Below are 21,406 nucleotides of genomic sequence, written 5' to 3'. Positions count from 1 at the left end.
CGCTGTATGAAAGGACTTGGGACCTCAGGGAGGTGTGATGGCTGATGAGAAGGCGTCTGCTCGGACGCGTCGATTCTGGGACGGCCGGACCTCGAGCGGGATGTACCGGTCTGTGGCAGCCGGGGTCATCTGGCTGTCGTGCCTGCAGGTGTTTGTGGTGGACTTCGTTGTGCAAGCTGAGTGGGTGGCGCTGTACCCGGTCTCGGAGGGTTACCTCAGCGACTTGGGCAACACTGCGTGCGGACCCACCGCCTGTTCACCCCGGCACGCGCTGATGAACGGGTCCTTCCTCGTCCTCGGCCTGCTACTGGTCGCGGGTCTGCTCCTCGCCTCGGCCGCGCGGGGCGGGCGCGCGGGACGGGCGATGGTGGCGCTGGCCGGCCTCGGCTGGATCCTGGTCGGCTTGGCGCCAGAGAACGAGAACATGCTGCTCCATCTGGTAGGTGCGTTACTGATCTTCGTGTGCGGCAACGTCGGCATGATCGTGTACGGCCTGCGCCTGCGCGCCTTGGACCACCGCTTCGAAAGCGTGTGGAGCCTGTTCGCCGGAGCGGTCGGGGTGGCGGCGACGGCGCTCTTCCTCAGCGGTCAGTTCCTCGGACTCGGGCTGGGCGGCATGGAACGGCTGGCTGTATATGCGATCGTGGTCTGGGCTGCGGTGCTCGGTGTCACAACAGTGGTCTCCCGTCAGCCGACCGCAACACTTCGGTAGCGGCTGGTCCTCGCCGCGCCGGATGGGCGCGGTCGGCGGCTGACGTTCCTCCTAGTTTCGGGCGCGTACAGGACACCATGTTCTCCGTCCACGAGAATGCACCTGGGACTCCCGGCAGGGCGCCCCGTGGTGCGCCGCCGGGCTGCGTGAACCTCCCGGCAGGTCCGGGTACGGGTCCGCTGGTAGCACGTTGCCGGAAGGCAGCTTTCCCCGTTCGCGGTCGTCCGTCGTGACCTGCCTCTGTCTTTTCGCGGAGCGGAGGCGTCAACGGCAGGAGAAGATCTGCCGTTTGGCGGATAGGCGTGGCGTTGGGCAGGTTCGAGGCTTGAGCCATGAAGAATCTCATGGCGCGTTGGCCCCATTGGGCGGGGTACGCTGCGGCCGGTTGGTCGCTCGGTTACGGGGCGCTCGGGCTGTTCTGGGCGCTCGGAGGCGGAGTATTTCCCTTCGGCAGAAGCGACCCCGACTGGGAGCCTGGCCTGTCAGTGCTCGGGGAAGCGACCCGGGAGGCGGCGGCGCCGCTGATCGCGGTGCTCGGCGTGCTGGGGGCGGTCGCCGGGCTGGCTATCGCGAGAGGGGTACGGCGGGGGCGGGCCGTGCTGCTCGGGTTCGCCTGGCTGGTGGCGGTCACGCTGACCGTGGTGGTCACCGACAACCGGGTCTTGATGCTGGTGGCGTACACGCCGCTGCTGGCGGTGTTCGCCTTCACCGGGGTACCGGGCGGGCAGCCGATGTCGGAGCTGGTGCCGTGGTCACGGATCAACCTGTTCATCGTCCTGGTGGGCGGGCTGCTGTGGGCGCTGGCAGCCTTGGCGTACCAGCGGCGCACGGCGAGCGCGTGCGTTCGGTGCGGGCGGGGCGAACATGGTCCGGCGCGCTGGGCCACGCCCGAGGCAGCCCGGCGCTGGGGGACATGGGCGGTGGCGGTCGCCGCCTCCATCCCCGCGCTGTACGACGCCAGCCGCTTCGCTTGGGCCGCGGGCATCCCCCTGGGGGTCACCGAAGAGTTCTGGCGGTGGCTGGATGAGTCGGGGCTGCGCTGGGGCGGACTGTTCCTCAGCGTGATGGGCCTGGGAGGTGCGGTCCTCACGCTCGGGCTCATCCAGCGCTGGGGCGAGGTCTACCCGCGGTGGATCTGGTTCAAGGCGGGCAAGCCGGTGCCACCGATGCTGGCTGTCATTCCGGCGTCGATCGTGTCCGTGATCGTGTTTTCGGGCGGGCTTTCCTTCTGGCGGCTGCACATGGTCCACGGAGTGCTCGATGACTGGGACATGTGGGCGATCTGGGCGCCGTCGCTGGTGTGGCCGCTGTGGGCGGCTGCGCTGGCCGCCGCCACCCTGGCGTACTATGTCCGCCGCCGCGGTACCTGCCATGCGTGTGAGCGCGGGCGGCGCCGGGAGGTAGAGCTTGAAGCCGGACGTGGTTAGGCTCTCGGTTGTGCAGCCGGAACGTCGAGCGGAGGACCGGTACGGGCACGGGTCGCGACGTCGGTTCCGCGCCACCGTGCCCCGTCCGCTCCGCGTTGCCTGGGTGGCGGGGGCCGCCGGGGCAGCCTCGCTGATCGGCACGCTGGCGCATCCTCTGACCGGAACTGTCGGCCACAACGCCCTGTGGTTGGCGACCGAGGTGTCGGCGCTGCTGGGTCTGACCGCCGTCACCATCCGGCGCTCCCCCAGACGGCAGGCGACCCTTTCAGCGGGGTTGAGCGGCGCGGCGGTAACACTCATTCTGCTGCGCGCCGTGTGGCAAGGGCCGCCCGAGCTGGTGTTCGGTGCGTGCGCGGGATGGGCGCTCGGCGCCATGGCGGCTGTGGGACTCGGGCTCTACCTGCGCAGGCTGGACGACAATCGGCGGCGCTCGGTGGAAGAGGCTACCCGGGCACAGCGGCTGGGGCTGGCCCGCGACCTGCACGACTTCGTCGCCCACGATGTCAATGGCATGCTGGTGCAGGCGCAGGCCGCCCAGGCGGTCGCGGGCGCGCTGCCGGACCCGGTCGCCGAGGCGTTGCGACGTATCGAGGACGCCGGGCAGCGCGCGCTGGCCTCACTTGACCGTGCCGTGCACGCGCTGAACGAGCCCGGGCCGGGGATCGAGGGGTTAGAACGGCTGGCCGACGCGTTCTCGCCCGACGTACGGGTGAAGCTGGCCGTCGAGCCCGGCCTGGAGCTGGGGCAGGAAGCCTCGACGCTGGCCTACCGTGTGGCGACCGAGGCGCTGAATAACGTGCGGCGGCACGCGCCGCGCGCCACCACCGTGGAGGTGGAGATCTGTACAGAAGGGGATGTCCTGCGCGTGCGGGTGGAGGACGACGGCGGCGGTAGCTCGCAGAGCACCAGGATCGGCGGGTCCGGGCTCGCCGGCCTGGCCCACTTGCTGGCGGCACGCGGGGGAACGCTGGCGGCGGGCCCGCACAGGCGTGGCTGGCAGGTCATCGCGGCGATCCCCGCATGGCGACTCGTGCGCGGGCCTGGCACATCATGACACCTCTTAAGGACGAACGTGACGGGCACCGGATGACTACGCGGATTCTCATCGCCGACGATCAGGAGGACGTGCGGATCGGGTTCCGGCTGATCCTGGACGCACAACCGGACATGACCGTGGTCGGCGCCGCCGCCGACGGTGCGCGGGCGGTCGAGTTGGCCCGCCGCCTGCGCCCCGATGTGCTGCTCGCCGATGTACGCATGCCGGGCCTGGACGGGCTGGAGGTCACCAGGCAGCTCGCCGCCGAGACTCGGGTGATCATCGTAACCACCTTCGACCTGGACGAGTACGTCCACACCGCGCTGCGCGAGGGCGCCTGCGGCTTCCTGCTCAAACGCTCAGGCCCCACCCTGCTGGTGGAGGCGGTCCGCGCGGCGATGGCGGGCGACACCTTGATCAGCCCTCAAGTGACGGTGCGGCTGTTGCGCAGCCTGACTCACCGGCCCTCGACTTCGCTGGAGGATCCGCTCACTGCGCGGGAGTTGGAGATTGCCCGCCTGGTGGCGCGGGGACACACCAACGCCCACATCGCAGCTGACCTCACCATCAGTTCAGGAACTGTCAAAACGCACATCGCGCACATCCAGCGCAAGGTGGGCGCCGCCAACCGAGTAGGGATCGCGGCCTGGGCCTGGAGCAGCGGCCAGGTGACCTGACCGCAGAACCGGTCAGCTCCGCGATGAGTTCTGTCGGTGACTCATTCGTTGATGAAGCGGTCGTCGCAGTAGGTAGCCGAAGTCGGTCTCAATGATCTACCGGTTGCATGACCCGCTTCGCCGAGCGACCAGCGAGCAACCAGCCATGATCAATAACGAGATCCGAGGCTGGCGAGAACCGAGAAACCCCAGGTCGAACGCGGTATTGGTGAGTAGGGCGGGTGGGACTTGACCCCACCACCCACCGGACATCCGGGGTCCAGTTGGCGGGTCAGGTGGTCCGGCGGGAGCGGAGCAGAGCCAGGGTGCCGAGGACGAGGGCGATCAGGGCCATCGCCAGGTCCACGTAGCCGCCGACGATGCCGTACCCCGTGCCAGGACCGCCTTCTGCGGCGGCGATGATCCAGCCGCCGATGACCGCGGTGGCGAGCCCCGCCGTCAGAGCGATGGCTGCGCCTTTCCGACCGAAGCGGCCGGTGGAGCGGGCCAGGGCCAGGCCGCCGATGGCGATGCCGGCCAGGCCCAGCACTGCGCCCACCACGGACCAGACGCGTCCCGTGGTCAGGGCGTAGGCGTCGACGGGCTGGGCCAGGAGGTGTGCCGCTGTCGCATCGAGCGCGAGCGGGCTGGTCAGCGTGGCAAGGATGGACATGAGGATTCCTTCAGTCGAGTGAATGCCGAAGCGGGGTTTTTCTGGACCGCAGCGTCGATCGCAGCGTCTCGGTCGGGTCCTTGCCGAGGTCACCGGCTCATTTCGGGGCGGCGGACGCGGGTCAGGGCCAAGCGGCCCAGGAGGGCGCCGAGCAGCCCGAGTGCCAGGGCCATGGCCGCGCCGAACACGCCGTTGCCGGTGCCGAGGCCGCCGTCGGCGATGGCCAGTTTGACCGCGCCGTTGAGGCCGCCGACGACCCCCAAGGTCAGCGCCGCGATGGCTTTCCACCGCCGGGCGTTGCGCAGTGCCGGCCAGCCGATGATCGTGCTGCCCGCCGCCACCAGGGCGGCCACGCCGGCCCAGATTCGGTCAGGGGTGCCGAGGAAGGTGTCGACGCCCTGGCCGGCGCATTCTGCGGCCGACGTACGGACGGGTGAGGCCAGCGTGAGCAGGAGGGACATGGAACGTCCTTTCGCCGATGTTCTGGTGCCCATCGAGCATCGCGCCGGTGAGAGGGTGCCGCTTCGGGCAGTGGATGGCGGCTGCTACGCAGGTGCGCGTAGGTGGGTGCGCGGTCGGTACGTCCGTTGCCGTAGGTGGGCGGGCCTGCGGGGGGAGGTGGTTTCAGCGGCGGCGATCGTAGGATCGCGGCATGAAACAGTCGTGGCGTCTGCCGGTGGCGGTGCAGGATGCGTTACTCGCGCTCTTCATCACCGTCATGCAGGTGCAGGGCACGATCGTGCGCAATGGCGGTGAGGTCGTGCTGCGGCCGCTCACCGACCTCGGCAGTCTCGGGTACGTCCTGCTCGTCGTGAGCGGGCTGGTCGTCGCGGTTCGCCGGCGGTGGCCGGTGCCGGTGTTCGCCGTCGCTGCGCTGGCCAGCGTGGTCTACTACGTGCTCGATTTTCCCGATGGGCCCGGGTGGCTCGGGCTCTTTCTCGCCCTTTACACCCTGGCCGCCTATGGGGACGGGCGGCGGTCGCTGGTGATCGCCGGCGTGGGTGTGGCGGTGTTGTCCGCTGTCTGGCTGGTCGCTGCGGCCGATGTCGAGCCGGCGGCGGCCATCGGCTGGGTGTACTTCCGGATCGGAGCCTCCGTCATGAGCGTGGCGCTCGGTGAGTCCGTACGGTCCCGGCAGGTCATCGCCGCCGAAGCGCAGCGGCGGGCCGAGCTGGCCGAGCGGACGCGTGAGGAGGAGGCGCGGGCACGGGTGGACGCCGAGCGGCTGCGGATCGCGCGTGAGGTCCATGACACGGTCGCGCACGCCATCGCGATCATCAACGTGCAGTCCGGGGTGACGGCGCACGTGCTCGACAAGCGGCCGGACGTCGCGCGGGAGGCGCTGCGCGCGATCGAGCAGACGAGTTCGCGGGCGTTGCGGGAGATGCGGGCCATTCTCGGGGTGCTGCGGGATGAGGATGAGGAGGGGCGGGAGCCGTACCCGGGGCTGGAGCAGATCGGGGAGCTGGTCGCCAAGGCCCGCGCGGCCGGGCTTGACGTCGAGGTCCAGGAGAGCTCGCCCGCGACGACGTTGCCGAGCGCGGTGGGCGGTGCGGCGTACCGGATCGTGCAGGAGTCGATCACGAACGTCGTCCGCCACGTCGGTCCGACCCGGGTGACGGTGATGCTCGATCCCGGGCCTGAAGCCTTGCAGATCCGCGTGACCGATGAAGGCCGGGGCACCGTCGCGGATCCCCCTGACGAGTCCGGGCGGGGGATCGTCGGGATGCGGGAGCGCTGCCGGTTGCTGGGTGGGGAGCTCCATGCCGGGCCGAGGCCGGGTGGCGGGTTCGAGGTCAGGGCTCGGCTGCCCCTCGCGCCGACGGGGGTGCGGCTGTGATCAGGGTGTTGCTCGCCGATGACGAGGGGCTCGTACGGTCCGGGTTCAAGGTGCTGCTCGACCTTGAGGACGACATCACGGTCGTCGGAGAGGCGAAGAACGGCGCGGAAGCCGTCGAGAAGGCCCTGGCCACGCGTCCCGACGTCGTGCTCATGGACATCCGCATGCCCCAGGTGGACGGGATCCAGGCCACCGCCGAGATCGCCGGGACGCGCGGGCTGGAGCAGGTCCGCGTGCTGATCCTGACCACGTACGACACCGACGAGTACGTCTTCGACGCCCTGCAGGCCGGCGCCGGCGGGTTCCTGCTCAAGGACGCAGGACCGGCCGAGCTGCTGCACGCCATCCGGGTGATCGCCGCCGGCGACGCGCTGCTCGCGCCCCGGATCACGCGGCGTCTCATCGGCCGGTTCACGGCCCGGCGGACGGCCGTCCGGGTCGCGGAGGACCGGCTGGCAGTGCTGACCGAGCGTGAGCGCGAGGTGCTGGCCCTGGTGGGGGAAGGGCTCAGCAACCAGGAGATCGGCGCCCGGTTGTTCCTGAGCCCGGCGACCGCGCGGACGCACGTCAGCCGCGCGATGACGAAACTGGGGGCGCGTGATCGTGCGCAGCTGGTCGTGATCGCCTACCAGACGGGACTGGTCATCCCCTCGACGTGAGGCTATGAGCGCGGCCGGACAGCTTCGTGTCGCCCCGCGCATCGTCGGCGTCGAGCAGGACGGGAGGGCCGTGCAGGGAGAGGCACGCATCGCGTCGCAGGTCGTGGGCCTTCGTCGCGCCTGGCATGGATCCGAACCACAACTCGTCGAGGACGATGGACGCCTCGATGCCGCTCACGCGCGGCGAACCGTCCATGCGCAGCGTCGCGATGGTCTTGTGCGTGTGCGACTCGAACGACCGGCGTGACGCACGACGACGAGGACCTGGAATACCACCGCGCCCGGGTGGAGCTGTTCCACCGGCTGCGCCCCTGACGCGGTTACGAAGGCAGTCGGAAACCCGAGATTCTTCGGTCGCCGTCTAGGACTCCTTCAGGAGGCCGCGTTCGCCGAAGACCTTCTTGGCGACGAAGGTGGCGTTGATGGCCTTGGGCATGCCGCAGTAGACGGCGGCGTGCAGCAGGGCTTCGGCGATCTCGTCGCGGGTGAGGCCGACGTTGAGCGCCGCGTTGACGTGCACGTCGAGCTGGGGTTCGCAGCCGCCGAGGGCGGTGAGCATGCCGAGGGTGACCAGTTGGCGGTCGCGTGGCGACAGGCCGGGCCGGTTGTAGATCTCACCGAAGCCCCAGGCCACGACCTGGTGGCCGAGTTCGGGGTTGACGTCGGCGAGTGCGTCGATGACGCGCTGCCCGCTCTCGCCGTCGACGCGGTCGAGTACCTCGATCCCGCGCTCGAAACGGTCCTGGCGGGTCTCGGCAGGGCTGTCCGAGACGGCGGAGGTGGTGCCGTCTGCGGTCGCGACGGTCGGGTCGGTGGTGGGTCCCGTGGTGGGGTCGGTGGTCATGGCTGATCCGTTTCCGGCTGCTGGTCGAGCAGCGTCTCGTAGTGCTTGATCTTGTCGCCCAGGGCGGCGGCGTTGCGCAGCAGGCCGCGGATGCGCTCGTCGAGCTCGGCCTGGTGTTCGCGGAGCAGGGCCAGCCGATCCCCGAGGGTGGCGTCGCCGGCGGCGCGCAGCCGGGCGTACCGCTGCATGTCGCTGATCGACATGCCGGTCTCGCGCAGCCGCAGCAGGAACTCCAGCCAGTCCAGGTCGGAGGCCGCGTAGCTGCGCTGGTTGCCGGGGGTGCGGCCGACTCCCTCGATCAGCCCGGCGCGCTCGTAGTAGCGCAGGGTGTCCGGAGTGAGGCCGGTCCGCGCGGCGACCTGGGCGATCGTGAGGGTCGGCTGCTCCTGTGGCCGGGCATGTCCGTCACTCATGGGACGAACGGTAGAAGGTGGAGCGCGCTCCAAGTCAAGCCGGGTCAGACGCTCAGGGTGTGCAGCAGGAACCGGATGCGGGTGGTGAGGTCGTCGGCCGTACGGACGAACGCCGGGTAGCCGCCCTGGTCGGGGGCCGCCGGGTCGGGGAGGCTCCAGTGTGTCGTCTCGGGGGCGCCGGGGAACTCGGGGCATACCTCGCGGACCCGGTCGCACAGGGTGATCACCCGGTCGAAGCGGTGGCCGGTGAACTCGCCCAGGTGCTTGGGGCGGTGGGCGCTCATGTCGAGTCCGCGTTCGTGCATGACGCGGATCGCGTCGGGATGCAGCGGCTTGGGGGCGCTGCCCGCGCTGGCGGCCTCGGCCCGCGACCCGGCCAGGTGCCGCAGGAGCGCCTCGGCCATCTGGGATCGGGAGCTGTTGCCGGTGCAGAGGAACAGGACGCGGAGGGGAGCGGAGCCGTCCTGGGGAGGGGGCGGCGCGGCGGGGATCAGGCGGAGGCCGGGATGCAGCGCGGCGCCGGCCCGCATGAGCAGGGTGCGGCAGGCGGCGAGGTCGAGGCTGTAGTACGTGTCGCGCTTGTCGGCCGAGCTGCGGCGCATGGTGATCAGGCCGCCGGCGCGCAGTTGGCCCAGATGGTACGAGGTGAGGCTCTGCTTCTGGCCTACCAGGGCCGTGAGCTCGCGTACCTGCAGATCGCTGCGCGCCAGCTCGTTCAGCAGCCGCCACCGCACCGGATGCCCGGTCAGGCGCAGGACCTCGGGCGGCGAGAGAGTGTCGCTCACTTTCAGCACAATACATCAAACCAGATTGATGAGAATGCCGATCGCGGCGCCGCCTGCGATCAGCCAGGCGTTGTTGAGCTTGGTGCGCCACAGCAGGAGCAGGCTGATCAGGGCGATGGCCACCGTCGGCAGGTCGATGAGGGCGGTGCGGGCGAGCTGGTACGACACGCCGGCCATGAGCGCCAGCGCGGCGGCGTTGACGCCGTCGAGCAGGGCGGAGGTCCAGCGGGAGGCGCGGAGCCGGTGGGTGATCCTGGTGAGCAGGCCGACGAAGACGAAGGAGGGCAGGAAGATGGCGGCGGTGGCGAGGAACGCGCCGATGGGGCCGGCGACGAGGTAGCCGATGAAGGTGGCGGTGGTGAAGACCGGTCCTGGGGTGACCTGGCCGATGGAGACGGCGTCGATGAGCTGGGCTGAGGTGATCCAGCCGAGCCGGTCGACGAAGTCGCCGCGCAGGAAGGCGAGCAGGACGTAACCGCTGCCGTACAGGACCGAGCCGATCTTGAGCATGGTGAGGAAGAGCTGGGTGAGCTGGCCGCCGGTGGGGTCGGGGAAGACGGGGGTGCCGAGCATGGGGACGGCGAGCAGGCCGTGCACGCCGCCGGGGCGGCGCGGCAGGTGGGCGGCTGCGGCCAGGAGCGCGCCCGCCGCCAGGATGAGCAGCTCGTTGACGCCCAGCAGGTACGCCGCCAGCGCCCCGGCCGCCACCGCCCCGAGCCACCAGGACGTGATCACGGCCCTGAGCAGGCCGAACAGGGCGTGGGCGATGATGGCGATGACCACGGGGACGATGCCGTACAAGATGCCCTCGACGGCCGGGGTCCTGCCGTAGGTGACGTAGGCCCAGGCCAGGCCGGTGACGATGAGGGCGGCGGGCAGGATGAAGCAGACGCCGGCCAAGAGCAGGCCGCGCCGTCCCGCGCGGTCATGGCCGAGGTGGATGGCGAGTTCGGTGGAGTTGGGGCCGGGGATCAGGTTGGTGGCGCCCATCAGGTCGGCGAAGCGTTCGTCGGTGACCCAGCCGCGGCGGCGTACCAGCTCGTCGCGCATCATCGCGGTGTGCGCGGCCGGGCCGCCGAACGCGATGGTGCCCAGTTTGAGGAAGAGCAGCGCCACCTCCCGCGCCGCGCCGCCCTGGCGATCGTCCACCCCGCCGTCCTTCCGCTCACCCTCGCTGTCCGGGTACATCAAACCAGATTGATGTACCGCCGCATCACGGCGACCCCCGGCGGCGACGCCGCCGCGACAGGAGGCTCCCTTCATGGCCACATCCGACCAGTACGCCGGCGTCCGCTACCTCGTGGACGACGCCCAGGCCGCCCGCCACCCCGCACTGATCAGGTCGGCTCGCCGCTCTCTACCCTGGCCCCATGGACCCACGACTCAGGGACGATCTCGCCGACCTGCCCGGCCTGCTTCACGAGGCTCGCGAGCACGCCACCCGGTTCCTGGCGGGGCTGGGGGAGCGGCCGGTCGGGCCGCCCCCTGCGCCGCAGGAGACGGCCGCGTTGCCGGAGCGCGGAGCCGGGACGAGGGGTGCGCTGGAGGTGTTCGAGCGGCGCTGGGCGGCCGGGTTCTCGGGCGGTGCCGGTCCCCGGTATCTGGGGTTCGTCGTCGGTGGCAGTACGCCGGCCGCGCTGGCCGGTGACTGGCTGACGGCCGCCTACGACCAGAACGCCGACAGCGGCGTCGACTCCTCGGCCGCCGACCTCGAACGCGAGACCGTCGCCTGGCTGCGCGACCTGTTCGGACTGCCGGGCGCGCACGAGGGGGCGTTCGTCAGCGGCGCCACCATGTCGAACGCCACCGGCCTGGCCATCGGCCGCGAGTGGGTCGGGGAGCGGCGCGGCGTCTCGGTGGCCGAGCAGGGGCTGGCCGCGCTCGGGCCGGTGAAGGTGCTGTCCGGGACGCCGCACGCCAGCATCGGCAAGGCGCTGTCGATGCTCGGGCTCGGCCGGTCGGCGCTGCGCAGGGTCGGCGTCCTGCCCGGCAGGGAGGCGGTGGACGTGGACCGCCTCGAAGCGGCGTTGCGCGAGCTGGACGGCGAGCCCGCGATCGTGGTCGCGAACGCCGGCACGGTCAACACCGTGGACTACGACGACCTGCGGGCGATCGCCGAGCTGCGCGAGCGGTATCCGTTCTGGCTGCACGCGGACGCCGCCTTCGGCGCCTTCGCCGCGCTCTCGCCCGACCACGCCCACCTCGTGGACGGCCTGGGCGAAGCCGACTCGATCTGCCTCGACCTGCACAAGTGGCTGAACGTCCCGTACGACAGCGCCGCGCAGTTCACCCGCCGCCGCGACCTCCAAGCGCGGGTGTTCCAGAACTCGGCCGCCTACCTCGGCCCGCTCGGCGACCGGCCCGACTCCCTGCACCTCACGCCGGAGAACTCGCGGCGGCTGCGGGCCCTGGCGGCCTGGTTCACGCTGGCGGCGTACGGGCGGGAGGGCCACGCGGAGATCGTCCGGCGGGACATCGCGCTCGCCGCCCGCCTCGGTGAGCGCCTGGCCGCGATGCCCGCGTACCGGCTGCTGGCCCCGGTCCGGCTGAACGTCGCCTGCTTCACCCTCGCCGACGCCCCCGAACGGGCCGCCGAGGTGGCCCGCGCGGTCGCGGAGTCCGGCGAGGCGTTCGTCACCACCACCGAGTACGCGGGCGTCCCGGCTCTGCGGGCGGCGTTCTCCAACTGGCGCACGACCGAAGCCGACGTCGACCGCGCGGCCAAGGCCCTGGAACGCGCGGCCGGCTGAGCACGGAGCCCGCTTCAGTGCCGCTGGAGAGCGGCGGCGTGCGTACGGGCGCGCAGGCGCAGGATCACCATGGCGACCAGGGCCGCCGCGACCGACCCGGTCAGCACGGCCACCTTCACCTGCGCCACCTCCGCCGCACCGAAGGCCAGCTCCCCGATCAGCAGCGACACGGTGAACCCGATGCCGGACAGCACGGCGAGCCCCGCCATGTCGATCCACCCCAGCCCCTCGTCCAGCGTGGCGCGGGTGAACCTGGCCACCAGCCACGTCGCGCCCAGGATGCCGAGAGGCTTGCCGATGAGCAGCCCGGCCAGGATGCCGGCGGCGATCGGCTCGGTCAGCGTGCCGGCCAGCCCGCTCAGCCCGCCCAGCGACACCCCGGCCGAGAAGAACGCGAACACGGGCACGGCTACGCCGGCCGAGAGCGGACGGAACCGGTGCTCGAAGTGCTCGGCGAGCCCGGTCGCGTCCCCGCCTGAGTGCGCCGCGACGGGAACGGTCAGCGCCAGCAGCACCCCCGCCACGGTGGCGTGCACTCCGGAGGCGTGCACCAGCGCCCACGTGGCGAAGGCGAGCGGCGGCAGCAGCCACCAGGCCCGTACGCCGCGCCGTACCAGGACCGCGAAGACCGCCAGCGGGACGAGGGCGCCCAGCAGCGGCAGCACCGCGAGGTGCGAGGTGTAGAAGAGGGCGATGACGACGATGGCGATCAGGTCGTCCACCACGGCCAGGGTCAGCAGGAAGGTCCGCAGCGCGTCCGGCAGGGCGCGGCCGATCACGGCCAGCACCGCCAGCGCGAACGCGATGTCGGTGGCGGTCGGGATCGCCCAGCCCGGCGCGCCGCCCGCGCCGCCGGCGATCGCGAGGTAGACCAGCGCGGGCACGACGACCCCGCCGAAGGCGGCGGCCACCGGCACCGCGGCCCGCCGCAGGTCGCGCAGGTCGCCCGCGACGAACTCGCGCTTCAGCTCCAGCCCCGCCACGAAGAAGAAGATCGCCAGCAGGCCGTCCGCGGCCCAGGTGGCCAGGTCGAGATCGAGGTGCAGCGCGGCGGGGCCCACCTCGACGGCGCGCAGGTCCTCGTACGTCTGCGCCCACGGCGAGTTGGCCCAGACGAGCGCGACGAGTGCGGCGGCCAGCAGCAGCGCGCCGCCGATGGTCTCCTTGCGCAGGATGCCGGCGATGCGGCGGGCCTCGGAACGGTAGAAGAGATTCCGGGCAGGGCGGGATGGCGTGGTGAAGGTGCCGGGCATGAAGCTCCGCTCGTGGTCGGGGGAACAGGACGTACGCTCGCCGACCAGGCTTCCCGGCACACCACGTAAAACATATCAAACTACGCAAACATCGCTCAGCCCCTGGAGAGGACGGCGTCCACCAGCGCGTCGGTGAACTCCTGCGTCACGGGCTGGCCGGTGACCAGGACGCGGTAGTAGACCGGCCCCATGATCTGGTCGACGGCCAGGTCGATGTCCATATCCGGGTCGAGGTCGCCGCGGGTGAGCGCGCGTTCGAAGGGGAGCCGGTCGTAGCCGCGCTGCTTGCCGAGGTGCTCGGCCTGCAGCCGGGCGGCGAGCGCCGGGTCGTGCTGGGCCTGCGCGGTGAGGGCGCGGAACACGGCGCCGGCGTCGGAGGCGGTGAGGAAGGCGGCGACGTTGCGGGCGTGGGTGCGCAGGTCATGCCGCAGGTCGCCGGTGTCGGACGGGATGAGCGCCTCGGCGGCGTCCTGGACGAAGGCGTCCATGAGGATGTCGTTCTTGGACGACCACCAGCGGTAGATCGTCTGCTTGGCCACGCCCGCCCGCTCGGCGATGCCCTCGATGGTCAGGCGTGCGTACCCGACCTCCACCAGCAGGTCGTCGACCGCCTCCAGCACGCTCCGGCGCGCCTCCTCGCTGCGGCCGTACCGGTTGCCGCGGTGCTTCTGCGCGGTGCCGCCCATGGGCTCCCTCCTTCGACGCGTCCGACCTTAGCAGTTTGTCTAGACGCAACGTTGCGTCTACAGTAGCTGCCATGAACACCTTGACGAAGCCGGACATCACGCGACTCCTCGACCGGCTGTTCACCGCCGCCGACCGCGAAGAGGCCGACCCCGCCCCCTGGCCGCTCGACATCCCGTACGCCGAGGCGACCGCGCGGCAGCGCGCCGACGCGCTGGCGGGGGAGTACATGCCGATCTCCAGGGCGGGCGGCCGGCTGCTGTACGCGCTGGCGCGCAACGGCCGCCCCGAGACGATCGTCGAGTTCGGCACCTCGTACGCCATCTCCACCCTCCACCTGGCCGCCGCGGTCGCCGACAACGGCACGGGCCACGTCTGGACGACCGAGCTCAGCGACGTCAAGGTCAAGGCCGCGCGCGCCAACCTGGAGCAGGCGGGACTGGCCGAGCACGTGACGATCCTGCCCGGCGACGCCCTCGAGACGCTGGCCGAGGTGCCGGGACCGATCGGCCTGCTGCTGCTCGACGGCTGGAAGGAGCTGTGCCTGCCGGTGCTGCGGCTGCTCGAAGACCGCCTGGCCCCGGGGGCGCTCGTGGTGGCGGACGACATCACGTTCGCGAGCATGGCCGACTACCTCGCCTACGTCCGCGACCCCGCGCACGGCTACATCTCTGTCGCCTTCCCCGTGGAGGACGGCATGGAGGTCAGCTGCCGCCCCTAGTGCTTTGCCGTTGTGGCAAACGGCTTTGCGGATCACGCGCCGCCGCCCCGACCCTGGTCACTGAGCGGCCCCCACCGACAGGAAGCCACAGTGAACCCACACTCAGCGCCATGGGCGGCCTCCCCGCCCTGGGCTGACCCACCGGGGAAGGGAGCTGGGGGCGCTCGTGTGCAGGATGCCGCCGGACGGCACGGTTCAAGGGGTGTAGCGGTAGCCCATGCCGGGTTCGGTGATCAGGTGCCGGGGGTGCGCCGGGTCGGGTTCGAGCTTCTTGCGGAGCTGGGCCATGTACTGGCGCAGGTAGTGGGTCTCCTTGACGGCCTGGCCGCCCCAGACCTCGGTGAGCAGGTAGCGCTGCGGGATCAGCTTGCCGGGGTTGCGGAGCAGGATCTCCAGGATGTGCCACTCGGTAGGGGTGAGCCGGAGCCCGCCGGAGACGGTCTTGCCGGCCAGGTCCACCGTGTGCTCGCCGATGCTGATGCTGGCCGGCTCGGTGTCCTGGACGGTGACGCGGCGGGAGACGGCGCGGATGCGGGCCAGGAGCTCCTCGATGCTGAACGGCTTCGTCACGTAGTCGTCGGCCCCGGCGTCCAGAGCGTCGATCTTGTCCTGGTTGTCGGCGCGTCCTGACAGGACGACGATGGGCACCCGGGTCCAGCCGCGCAGGCCGTGGATGACGTCCGTCCCGTCGATGTCGGGCAGGCCGAGGTCGAGGACGACGAGGTCGGGGTGCCACTGGGCGGCCTGGCGCAGCGCCGAGGAGCCGTCGGCGGCGACCTCGACCTCGTAGTGGCGGGCGGCCAGGTTAATGCGCAGGGCACGCAGGATCTGCGGCTCGTCGTCGACGACGAGGATCTTGGTCATGACGGCTCCAGCCTGCCGTGGACGGGCATGCTCACCATCATCGTCAGCCCTCCTCCCGGTGTCTCCTCGGGGGTGAGGGTGCCGCCCATGGCCTCGGTCAGCCCGCGGGACAGCGCGAGGCCGAGACCGACGCCGGTGCCGTTGTCGCGGTCGCCGAGCCGCTGGAACGGCAGGAAGACGCGCTCGCGGTCCTCGCGCGGGAGGCCGGGGCCGCGGTCGATCACCCGGATCTCCACCTTGTCGTCGTGCCGGCTGCCCGTCACGAGCACCTTGGCTTCCGGCGGGCTGTGGCGGACGGCGTTGGCCATCAGATTGACCAGCACCCGCTCGAGCAGCGCGGGGTCGGCGACGATGTCGGGCAGGCCGGCGATGAGGTCCCCCTCGATGCGATCGCTCAGGGCGCCGAGGTCGTCCACGGCTCGGGGCACGACCTCCTCGAGCGCGACGGGTTGCAGCGACAGCCCGAGGACGCCGGCCTGCAGGCGGCTCATGTCGAGCAGGTTCTCCACCAGCCGGTGCAGCCGGGTCAGGGATTCGTCGGCGGTGGCGAGCAACTCGTCGCGGTCCTGCCGCGTCCAGGCCACCTCGTCGTTGCGCAGGCTCTCGACGGCGGCCTTGGCGGCCGACAGCGGGGTGCGCAGGTCGTGGCTGACGGCGGCCAGCAGGGCGGTGCGCATCCTGTCGGCCTCGGCCAGGGGCCCGGCCCGTTCGGCCGCCTCCTGGAGCCGTTCCTGGCGCAGGGCCACGGCGGCCTCGGCGGCGAACGCCTCCAGCACTCGCCGGTCGCTGGCGTCCAGCAACCGGCCGCGGGCGGCGAGCACCAGGTCGTCCCCGATGGCGACGTCGGTGTCGGCCATGGCGGGCGTGGTGCAGGGGGCGGCGCCGGAGGTGGCGACGATCCGCCAGGCTCCGGGTGCGGACTGGTCGTCAGGGGTCGGTTCGCCGGCGCGTTCGAGCAGGGTGACCGAGTCGAGGCCGAAGGTCTCGCGCAGCCGTCCCAGGAGTGAGGGCAGCGCGGCCTCACCGCGCAGGACGTGACCGGCCAGCGTGGACAGGACCTCGGCGTCGGCGCTCGCGCGGGCGGCCTGGCGGGTACGCCGGGCCGCCACGTCCACGATCGTGCTGACGGCCGCCGCGACCAGGACGAACACCACCAGGGCGAACAGGTTCTCCGGCGCTGCGATGGTGAGCCGCCCGGTGGGCGGGGTGAAGAACCAGTTGAGCAGGAGCGAGCCGCCGACGGCGGCGACGATCGCCGGCCACATGCCGCCGACGAGGGCGACGCCGACGACCAGGCACAGGAACAGCAGGATCTCGCTGGGCAGGGAGAGCACGTCGCGGAACGGGGACAGGGCGGCGGTCAGCGCGGGCATGCCGGTCACCGCCACAGCCCATCCGGCCAGCCGGCGGGTGCGGGTGAGGGCGGCGCGGCCGCGTTCCGGCCGCCGGCGGCCCCGCTTGGCCTCCTCGTGCGGGACCAGGTGCACGTCGATGGAGCCGGACAAGGAGGTGGTCTCCACCCCGACACCGCGCGAGAGGATCTGCGCGAACCGTCCTCTGCGTGAGGCGCCCAGGACGAGCTGGGTGGCGTTGACGCCGCGGGCGAAGTCGAGCAGCGCCCGGGGGATGTCGTCACCGACGACCTGGTGGTAGCTGCCGCCCAGGTTCTCGGCGAGCGTGCGCTGCCTGGCCAGGTTCGCAGGGTCGGCGCCGGCCAGGCCGTCGGCGCTGGTGACGTGGACGGCCAGCAGGTCGGCGCCCTTGGTGCGGGCGGCGATGCGCGCGGCCCGCCGCACCAGCGTGTCGCCCTCCGGGCCGCCGGTGAGGGCGACCACGACGCGTTCGCGGGTCTCCCAGGTGCCCTCGATGCCGTGGTCGGCGCGGTAACGGCCGAGCTGGTCGTCCACCTTGCCCGCGACCCACAGCAGCGCGAGCTCGCGCAGCGCGGTGAGGTTGCCGACGCGGAAGTAGTTCGCCATGGCGGCGCTGACCTTCTCGGGCGCGTACACGTTGCCGTGCGCCATGCGGCGGCGAAGCGCCTCCGGCGACATGTCGACCAGCTCGATCTGGTCGGCGCGGCGCACCACCTCGTCCGGTACGGTCTCGCGCTGCGGCACGCCGGTGATCTCCTGGACGACGTCGTTGACCGACTCCAGGTGCTGGATGTTCACCGTGGAGACGACGTCGATGCCGGCGTCCAGGATCTCGTCGATGTCCTGCCAGCGCTTGACGTTCTTCGAGCCCGGCACGTTGGTGTGGGCCAGTTCGTCGATCAGCGCCACCGCCGGCCGGCGCGCGATCACGGCGTCCACGTCGAGCTCGGTGAAGGTGGCGCCGCGGTGGACGACCGGCTTGCGCGCGATGATCTCCAGACCCTCCAGGAGATCGGCGGTGCGGGGACGGCCGTGGGTCTCGACCAGGCCCACCACCACGTCACGGCCGCGCTCCCGCGCGCGGCGGCCCTCGCCGAGCATCGCGTACGTCTTGCCGACCCCGGGCGCCGCCCCGAGGTAGATCCGCAGCCGTCCCCTCATGTCACCTCCCGTCGAGTGCGAGGTTGAGTTCGAGCACGTTGACGGCGGGCTCGCCCATGAAGCCCAGCGCCCGGCCGGTGGTGTGCCGCCGGATGAGCCGTTCGACCTCGGCCCGGTCGAGCCCGCGCTCGCGGGCGACGCGGGGCGCCTGGAGTTCGGCGTAGGCGACGGAGGTATGCGGATCCAGGTGCGCGACGCCGGTGACGGCCAGCGGGCAGACGATGCCGAGCAGCATCGTCAGGACGGCCACCGCCCTCAGCGCGGCCATGTGCAGGTGAACCCAGCTGGGCATAGGGTCCATTTAACTCATCCCCGGGAGGAACTGAACGAGCAGGTCGGCGAGCTTGATGCCGATGAAGGGCGTGACGACGCCGCCGAGCCCGTAGACGTACAGGTTGCGGCTCAGCAGCTTGGACGCGCCGCCCGGCCGGTACCTGACACCTCTGAGCGCGAGCGGGATCAGTGCGACGATGACCAGCGCGTTGAAGATCACCGCGGACAGGATCGCGGGCTGCGGGCTCGAGAGGCGCATGACGTTGAGCGCGTCCAGGCCCGGGTGGGCCGCGGTGAAGACGGCCGGGATGATCGCGAAATACTTCGCGAGGTCGTTGGCGATCGAGAACGTGGTGAGCGCGCCCGGCGTGATGAGCAACTGCTTGCCGATCTCGACGATCTCGACGAGCTTGGTCGGGTCGGAGTCGAGGTCCACCATGTTCCCGGCCTCCTTGGCGGCGGACGCGCCGGTGTTGAGGGAGCCGATGAAGAGCGTCCCGGCGAGGGCCGTACTCATCAGAAGCGCTCCGGGAACACCAGGGCCGTGACCATGAGGATCACGAGACCGGCGGCCACGACGAGACCGGTGGCGTTGACGGCGCTCACAGCCGCTCCACCGCCCGCAGGACAAGCCCGAAGATCACGAAGATCGCGAACGTCAGGGCGACGAAGATGACGTCGGCCATCCTCACTCCTCAGCTCGCTTGATGGGATCGCCGCCCCCGGAGGGGCGGCGCAGATCAAGCAAACGTCGGAAATGGGGGGAGTTTCGCCGTTCTTGACGGGATTCATACGGCAGCGGCCCGAATATTGACGACCTCGCTACGCCTGCCGGCGCTCGGGCACCCGGCGACTCCTCCCGCTCAGCCTGAGGTGAGCAGGGACGTGTAGGCGCTGGAGTGCTGCTGGCCGGACATGAAGGAGACGAACTGCCGGACGAACGCGCTGCGCGAGTAGCCGGCGCCGCTGCCGGCCAGGTCGCGGTGGAAGGCCGTGCGGAACAGGTTGCGGTATTCGCCGGCGTCGATCTTCTCGTCGTCGTCGGTGTCGGTGACGTCGAACAGCACGTCGGCGATCCTGATGAGGCCGGTGCCGGGCAGGCGGGCCGCCGCGGCGGCGTACTCCTCGCGGGTGACCCGCCCGTCGCCGTCGCGGTCGAGCGCGGCCTGCAGCTCGGCCCACCACGCGGCGTACGCCTGGAACAGCCGCTCCTCCTCCTGCCCGCCGAGGTCGAGCCGGGTGGCGATCTCGCGCGCCATGGCGGCCAGGTCGGGCCAGCGCAGGCAGCCGTCGCCGGTCTGGTCGAGCACCTCGGTGAAGAACCGGTCGGCCGAGCGGGTCACCTGCTCGCCCTCGTCGTCGCCGGCAGGGGTGAGCAGGCGTACCAGGGCCGCGGCCTTGCCGGCCTGCCGGCGTACGGTCTCCCACGGGCCCTCGCCGTCGTGGTCCAGAAGGTTCATGAGAAGGTCCACCCGCGTCCAGCTCCGCGGCAGGTGGCGGGTGGCGAGGGCGGAGCCCAGGTAGGCGGTCTGCATGAGCGTGCGGGCGCCCGGCAGGTCGGGCAGCGCGACCCGCCTGCTGAACGCCTCGGGGAGCGAGGCGATGGTGATCGCCGTGGCCAGCGGGCTCGCCACGGCCCGGCCCGCCGTCCACAGCGCCGGGTGGGCGCGCAGCACGGGCGGCGCGGGCACGTTCGCGAAGAGCCGGTAGAGGATGACGCCGACCGCTTCGTTGTTCTCCAGGCGGTGCTCGACGATGTCGTCGAAGTAGGGCCAGAACTCGGGCAGCGTCGCGGGCAGGTGGTCGGCGGTGCCCTCCATCAGCGCGAGGAACGTCCGGTGTTCGTCGTAGAGGCGGCGCATCGCGTCGGCGCCGAGCGCGTCGCCGCTCAGCCGGCACATCGTCACCGACGAGTCGAACAGGGTGGCCACCACCCACGCGCGCGCCTCGGGGTCGGTCGCGTCGTAGGGGCGGCCCTGGGCGTCGGTGCCGGAGATGCGGGCGTGCAGGCGGTTGAGCCGGGCCGCCTCGCGGTCGCGTACGCGCGGGTCGGGGTCGAGCAGCCGCCGCGCGCTCGTGACGGTGTTGCGCAACCGCCGCCACGGATGCGTCAGGAACGTGGAGTTCTCCATCAGCGCCGCGCCGATCTGCGGATGGGCGGCCTCCAGCAGGGTGGCCCTGGTCACCGCGAGCCCCCAGCGCGCCTCGGAGGCCAGGGTGCGCAGGAGCGAGTCGGGGCCGAAGACGTCCTGCTGCGGGTCGGTGTGGCTCAACGAAGGCCCTTTCCTGTCACGGTGGTGGGGTGGACGTCGCCGAAGCGGCGCCGGCGACGCAGGTAGGCGTCGAGGCATTCGGCGAAGTGGGCGGCGCGGAAGTCGGGCCAGAGCACCTGGGGGAACACCCACTCGGCGTAGGCCACCTGCCAGAGCATGAAGTTGGAGATGCGCTGCTCGCCCGAGGTGCGGATGACGAGATCGACGTCGGGGGTGTCGGGGTAGGGCAGGTGGGCGGCGAAGCCTGCCTCGGTGACCTCGTCGGCCGGCGTCGCGGACCTGATCAGCGAGCGGGCGGCCTGCACGATGTCGCGGCGGCCGCCGTGGTCGAAGGCGACGGTCAGCGTCATGCGGGTGTTGTCGCGGGTGAGCGTCATCAGGTCGGTGATGTCGCGGACCAGCGGGGCCGGGATGCGCGGGTCGCTCATGCCGAGGAAGCGGCAGCGGATGCCGCGCGTGTGCAGCGCGGGCGCGTGCCTGCGGATGGCGCGGCGGACGAGCCGCATGAGGACGTCGATCTCGCCGGCCGGGCGCCGCCAGTTCTCGGTGGAGAAGGCGTACAGGCTGAGCCAGGTGACGCCGGCGGCGCGGGCCGCCTCGATGACGTCCATGACGGCGGCCTCCGCGGCCTCGTGACCCGCGGTGCGCGGCAGCGAGCGCTGCTCGGCCCAGCGGCCGTTCCCATCCATCACGCAGGCCACGTGACGCGGCACGGCCATGACCACCCCCATAGCTGAGTGTTACTGTCCCCATACTTTAAGTGATTCTCAGGCGGGGAGTGACAGGTCCTGGATGCCCTTCGGCGCGAAGATCATTCTGTTCGACATGGATCGAACCAACCTCGCAGGCTTCCTCCGGTGGCGGCCGAGAGCATCGCCCCGGAGCCCGCGGACACCGCCGCCATCAACCAGAGCAGCAAGCTCGGACAGCGAACGCGGACGGCACCGGCGAGGTCCTGCTGGACGCCTCCGACGGCATGCAGGGCACCACGGCCGTCGCCGTACGGGGA

At 71.5% G+C, this 21,406-nt stretch carries 23 protein-coding genes and 1 pseudogene; 8 read left to right on the top strand and 16 right to left on the bottom strand.

Going from position 1 to position 21,406, the window contains the following annotated elements:
• Window positions 1–37 precede the first annotated feature (37 nt).
• From ABZW11_RS18095 to ABZW11_RS18080, 4 genes are all read left to right on the top strand, one after another.
• Window positions 38–712, top strand: a complete 675-nt coding sequence (locus tag ABZW11_RS18095) for a DUF998 domain-containing protein (protein ID WP_355418337.1) — start codon at window positions 38–40, stop codon at window positions 710–712.
• A 332-nt stretch (window positions 713–1,044) separates the two neighbouring features.
• Window positions 1,045–2,139 carry a hypothetical protein gene (locus ABZW11_RS18090; protein ID WP_355418335.1) on the top strand — a complete coding sequence of 365 codons (1,095 nt, stop codon included), beginning with the start codon at window positions 1,045–1,047 and terminating at the stop codon, window positions 2,137–2,139.
• A 103-nt stretch (window positions 2,140–2,242) separates the two neighbouring features.
• A complete protein-coding gene (locus ABZW11_RS18085) occupies window positions 2,243–3,193 on the top strand; it encodes a histidine kinase (RefSeq protein WP_355418333.1) in 951 nt (316 codons plus the stop codon).
• Window positions 3,194–3,225: 32 nt separating this feature from the next.
• Window positions 3,226–3,852: a response regulator transcription factor gene (locus ABZW11_RS18080; protein WP_355418331.1), complete on the top strand. Its 627-nt coding sequence runs from the start codon at window positions 3,226–3,228 to the stop codon at window positions 3,850–3,852.
• Window positions 3,853–4,123: 271 nt separating this feature from the next.
• Here ABZW11_RS18080 and ABZW11_RS18075 read toward each other — a convergent pair whose 3' ends face one another.
• Window positions 4,124–4,504, bottom strand: a complete 381-nt coding sequence (locus ABZW11_RS18075) for a DUF6223 family protein (RefSeq protein WP_355418329.1) — start codon at window positions 4,502–4,504, stop codon at window positions 4,124–4,126.
• Window positions 4,505–4,593: 89 nt separating this feature from the next.
• Complete coding sequence (locus ABZW11_RS18070) at window positions 4,594–4,965, bottom strand: DUF6223 family protein (protein ID WP_355418327.1); 372 nt, start codon at window positions 4,963–4,965, stop codon at window positions 4,594–4,596.
• Window positions 4,966–5,156: 191 nt separating this feature from the next.
• Here ABZW11_RS18070 and ABZW11_RS18065 point away from each other — a divergent pair, with 191 nt between their 5' ends.
• Together ABZW11_RS18065 and ABZW11_RS18060 are read left to right on the top strand one after the other, a co-directional pair.
• Entirely contained in the window at window positions 5,157–6,344 is a 1,188-nt protein-coding gene (locus tag ABZW11_RS18065; RefSeq protein ID WP_355418325.1) for a sensor histidine kinase, read from the top strand.
• The gene (locus tag ABZW11_RS18060; protein ID WP_355418323.1) at window positions 6,341–7,003 is read left to right on the top strand and encodes a response regulator transcription factor; all 663 of its coding nucleotides are present in this window, start codon (window positions 6,341–6,343) and stop codon (window positions 7,001–7,003) included. The genes ABZW11_RS18065 and ABZW11_RS18060 overlap by 4 nt, the downstream gene beginning before the upstream one ends.
• Here the strand turns inward: ABZW11_RS18060 and ABZW11_RS18055 are convergent.
• The 5 genes from ABZW11_RS18055 to chrA form a co-directional block, all read right to left on the bottom strand.
• Window positions 6,987–7,181: a hypothetical protein gene (locus tag ABZW11_RS18055; protein WP_355418321.1), complete on the bottom strand. Its 195-nt coding sequence runs from the start codon at window positions 7,179–7,181 to the stop codon at window positions 6,987–6,989. The genes ABZW11_RS18060 and ABZW11_RS18055 overlap by 17 nt on opposite strands.
• A gap of 183 nt (window positions 7,182–7,364) precedes the next feature.
• Window positions 7,365–7,847, bottom strand: coding sequence for a carboxymuconolactone decarboxylase family protein (locus tag ABZW11_RS18050; protein WP_355418319.1), 483 nt, complete (start codon window positions 7,845–7,847; stop codon window positions 7,365–7,367).
• Entirely contained in the window at window positions 7,844–8,260 is a 417-nt protein-coding gene (locus ABZW11_RS18045; protein ID WP_355418317.1) for a MerR family transcriptional regulator, read from the bottom strand. The genes ABZW11_RS18050 and ABZW11_RS18045 overlap by 4 nt, the downstream gene beginning before the upstream one ends.
• 44 nt (window positions 8,261–8,304) lie before the next feature.
• Window positions 8,305–9,045 (bottom strand): MarR family transcriptional regulator, encoded by a 741-nt coding sequence (locus ABZW11_RS18040; protein ID WP_355418315.1) that lies wholly within the window; start codon window positions 9,043–9,045, stop codon window positions 8,305–8,307.
• Between the two features lie 15 nt (window positions 9,046–9,060).
• Window positions 9,061–10,194 carry a chromate efflux transporter gene (gene chrA / locus ABZW11_RS18035; protein ID WP_355418313.1) on the bottom strand — a complete coding sequence of 378 codons (1,134 nt, stop codon included), beginning with the start codon at window positions 10,192–10,194 and terminating at the stop codon, window positions 9,061–9,063.
• 221 nt (window positions 10,195–10,415) lie between these two features.
• Here chrA and ABZW11_RS18030 point away from each other — a divergent pair, with 221 nt between their 5' ends.
• Window positions 10,416–11,795, top strand: a complete 1,380-nt coding sequence (locus ABZW11_RS18030) for a pyridoxal-dependent decarboxylase (protein WP_355418311.1) — start codon at window positions 10,416–10,418, stop codon at window positions 11,793–11,795.
• A 14-nt stretch (window positions 11,796–11,809) separates the two neighbouring features.
• On the opposite strand, the gene nhaA is transcribed toward ABZW11_RS18030, so the two are convergent.
• On the bottom strand, window positions 11,810–13,048 hold the full coding sequence (nhaA, locus tag ABZW11_RS18025) for a Na+/H+ antiporter NhaA (RefSeq protein ID WP_355418564.1): 1,239 nt from the start codon (window positions 13,046–13,048) through the stop codon (window positions 11,810–11,812).
• A gap of 95 nt (window positions 13,049–13,143) precedes the next feature.
• The gene (locus ABZW11_RS18020; protein ID WP_355418309.1) at window positions 13,144–13,734 is read right to left on the bottom strand and encodes a TetR/AcrR family transcriptional regulator; all 591 of its coding nucleotides are present in this window, start codon (window positions 13,732–13,734) and stop codon (window positions 13,144–13,146) included.
• A 71-nt stretch (window positions 13,735–13,805) separates the two neighbouring features.
• Between ABZW11_RS18020 and ABZW11_RS18015 the strand changes: the two genes are divergently transcribed.
• Window positions 13,806–14,453: a class I SAM-dependent methyltransferase gene (locus ABZW11_RS18015; protein WP_355418307.1), complete on the top strand. Its 648-nt coding sequence runs from the start codon at window positions 13,806–13,808 to the stop codon at window positions 14,451–14,453.
• 195 nt (window positions 14,454–14,648) lie between these two features.
• On the opposite strand, the gene ABZW11_RS18010 is transcribed toward ABZW11_RS18015, so the two are convergent.
• From ABZW11_RS18010 to uppS, 7 genes and pseudogenes are all read right to left on the bottom strand, one after another.
• The gene (locus ABZW11_RS18010; RefSeq protein ID WP_355418305.1) at window positions 14,649–15,317 is read right to left on the bottom strand and encodes a response regulator; all 669 of its coding nucleotides are present in this window, start codon (window positions 15,315–15,317) and stop codon (window positions 14,649–14,651) included.
• Window positions 15,314–17,851 (bottom strand): DUF4118 domain-containing protein, encoded by a 2,538-nt coding sequence (locus ABZW11_RS18005; protein WP_355418303.1) that lies wholly within the window; start codon window positions 17,849–17,851, stop codon window positions 15,314–15,316. The genes ABZW11_RS18010 and ABZW11_RS18005 overlap by 4 nt, the downstream gene beginning before the upstream one ends.
• A 1-nt stretch (window position 17,852) precedes the next feature.
• Window positions 17,853–18,143, bottom strand: a complete 291-nt coding sequence (locus ABZW11_RS18000) for a potassium-transporting ATPase subunit C (RefSeq protein ID WP_355418301.1) — start codon at window positions 18,141–18,143, stop codon at window positions 17,853–17,855.
• Window positions 18,144–18,152: 9 nt separating this feature from the next.
• Window positions 18,153–18,605 (bottom strand): annotated as a pseudogene (locus tag ABZW11_RS17995) (potassium-transporting ATPase subunit B); the annotation flags it as partial.
• Between the two features lie 35 nt (window positions 18,606–18,640).
• Window positions 18,641–18,730 carry a K(+)-transporting ATPase subunit F gene (locus tag ABZW11_RS17990; protein WP_355418299.1) on the bottom strand — a complete coding sequence of 30 codons (90 nt, stop codon included), beginning with the start codon at window positions 18,728–18,730 and terminating at the stop codon, window positions 18,641–18,643.
• A gap of 257 nt (window positions 18,731–18,987) precedes the next feature.
• On the bottom strand, window positions 18,988–20,397 hold the full coding sequence (locus ABZW11_RS17985) for an oxygenase MpaB family protein (protein ID WP_355418297.1): 1,410 nt from the start codon (window positions 20,395–20,397) through the stop codon (window positions 18,988–18,990).
• The gene (gene uppS / locus ABZW11_RS17980; protein ID WP_355418295.1) at window positions 20,394–21,116 is read right to left on the bottom strand and encodes a polyprenyl diphosphate synthase; all 723 of its coding nucleotides are present in this window, start codon (window positions 21,114–21,116) and stop codon (window positions 20,394–20,396) included. The genes ABZW11_RS17985 and uppS overlap by 4 nt, the downstream gene beginning before the upstream one ends.
• Window positions 21,117–21,406: the final 290 nt, after the last annotated feature.

The sequence above is a fragment of the Nonomuraea sp. NPDC004580 genome, from assembly GCF_040609855.1.
Lineage (GTDB): Bacteria > Actinomycetota > Actinomycetes > Streptosporangiales > Streptosporangiaceae > Nonomuraea > Nonomuraea salmonea.
Note: the sequence above shows the minus strand (reverse complement) of the source record. Positions and strands in the feature narration are given on the sequence as shown.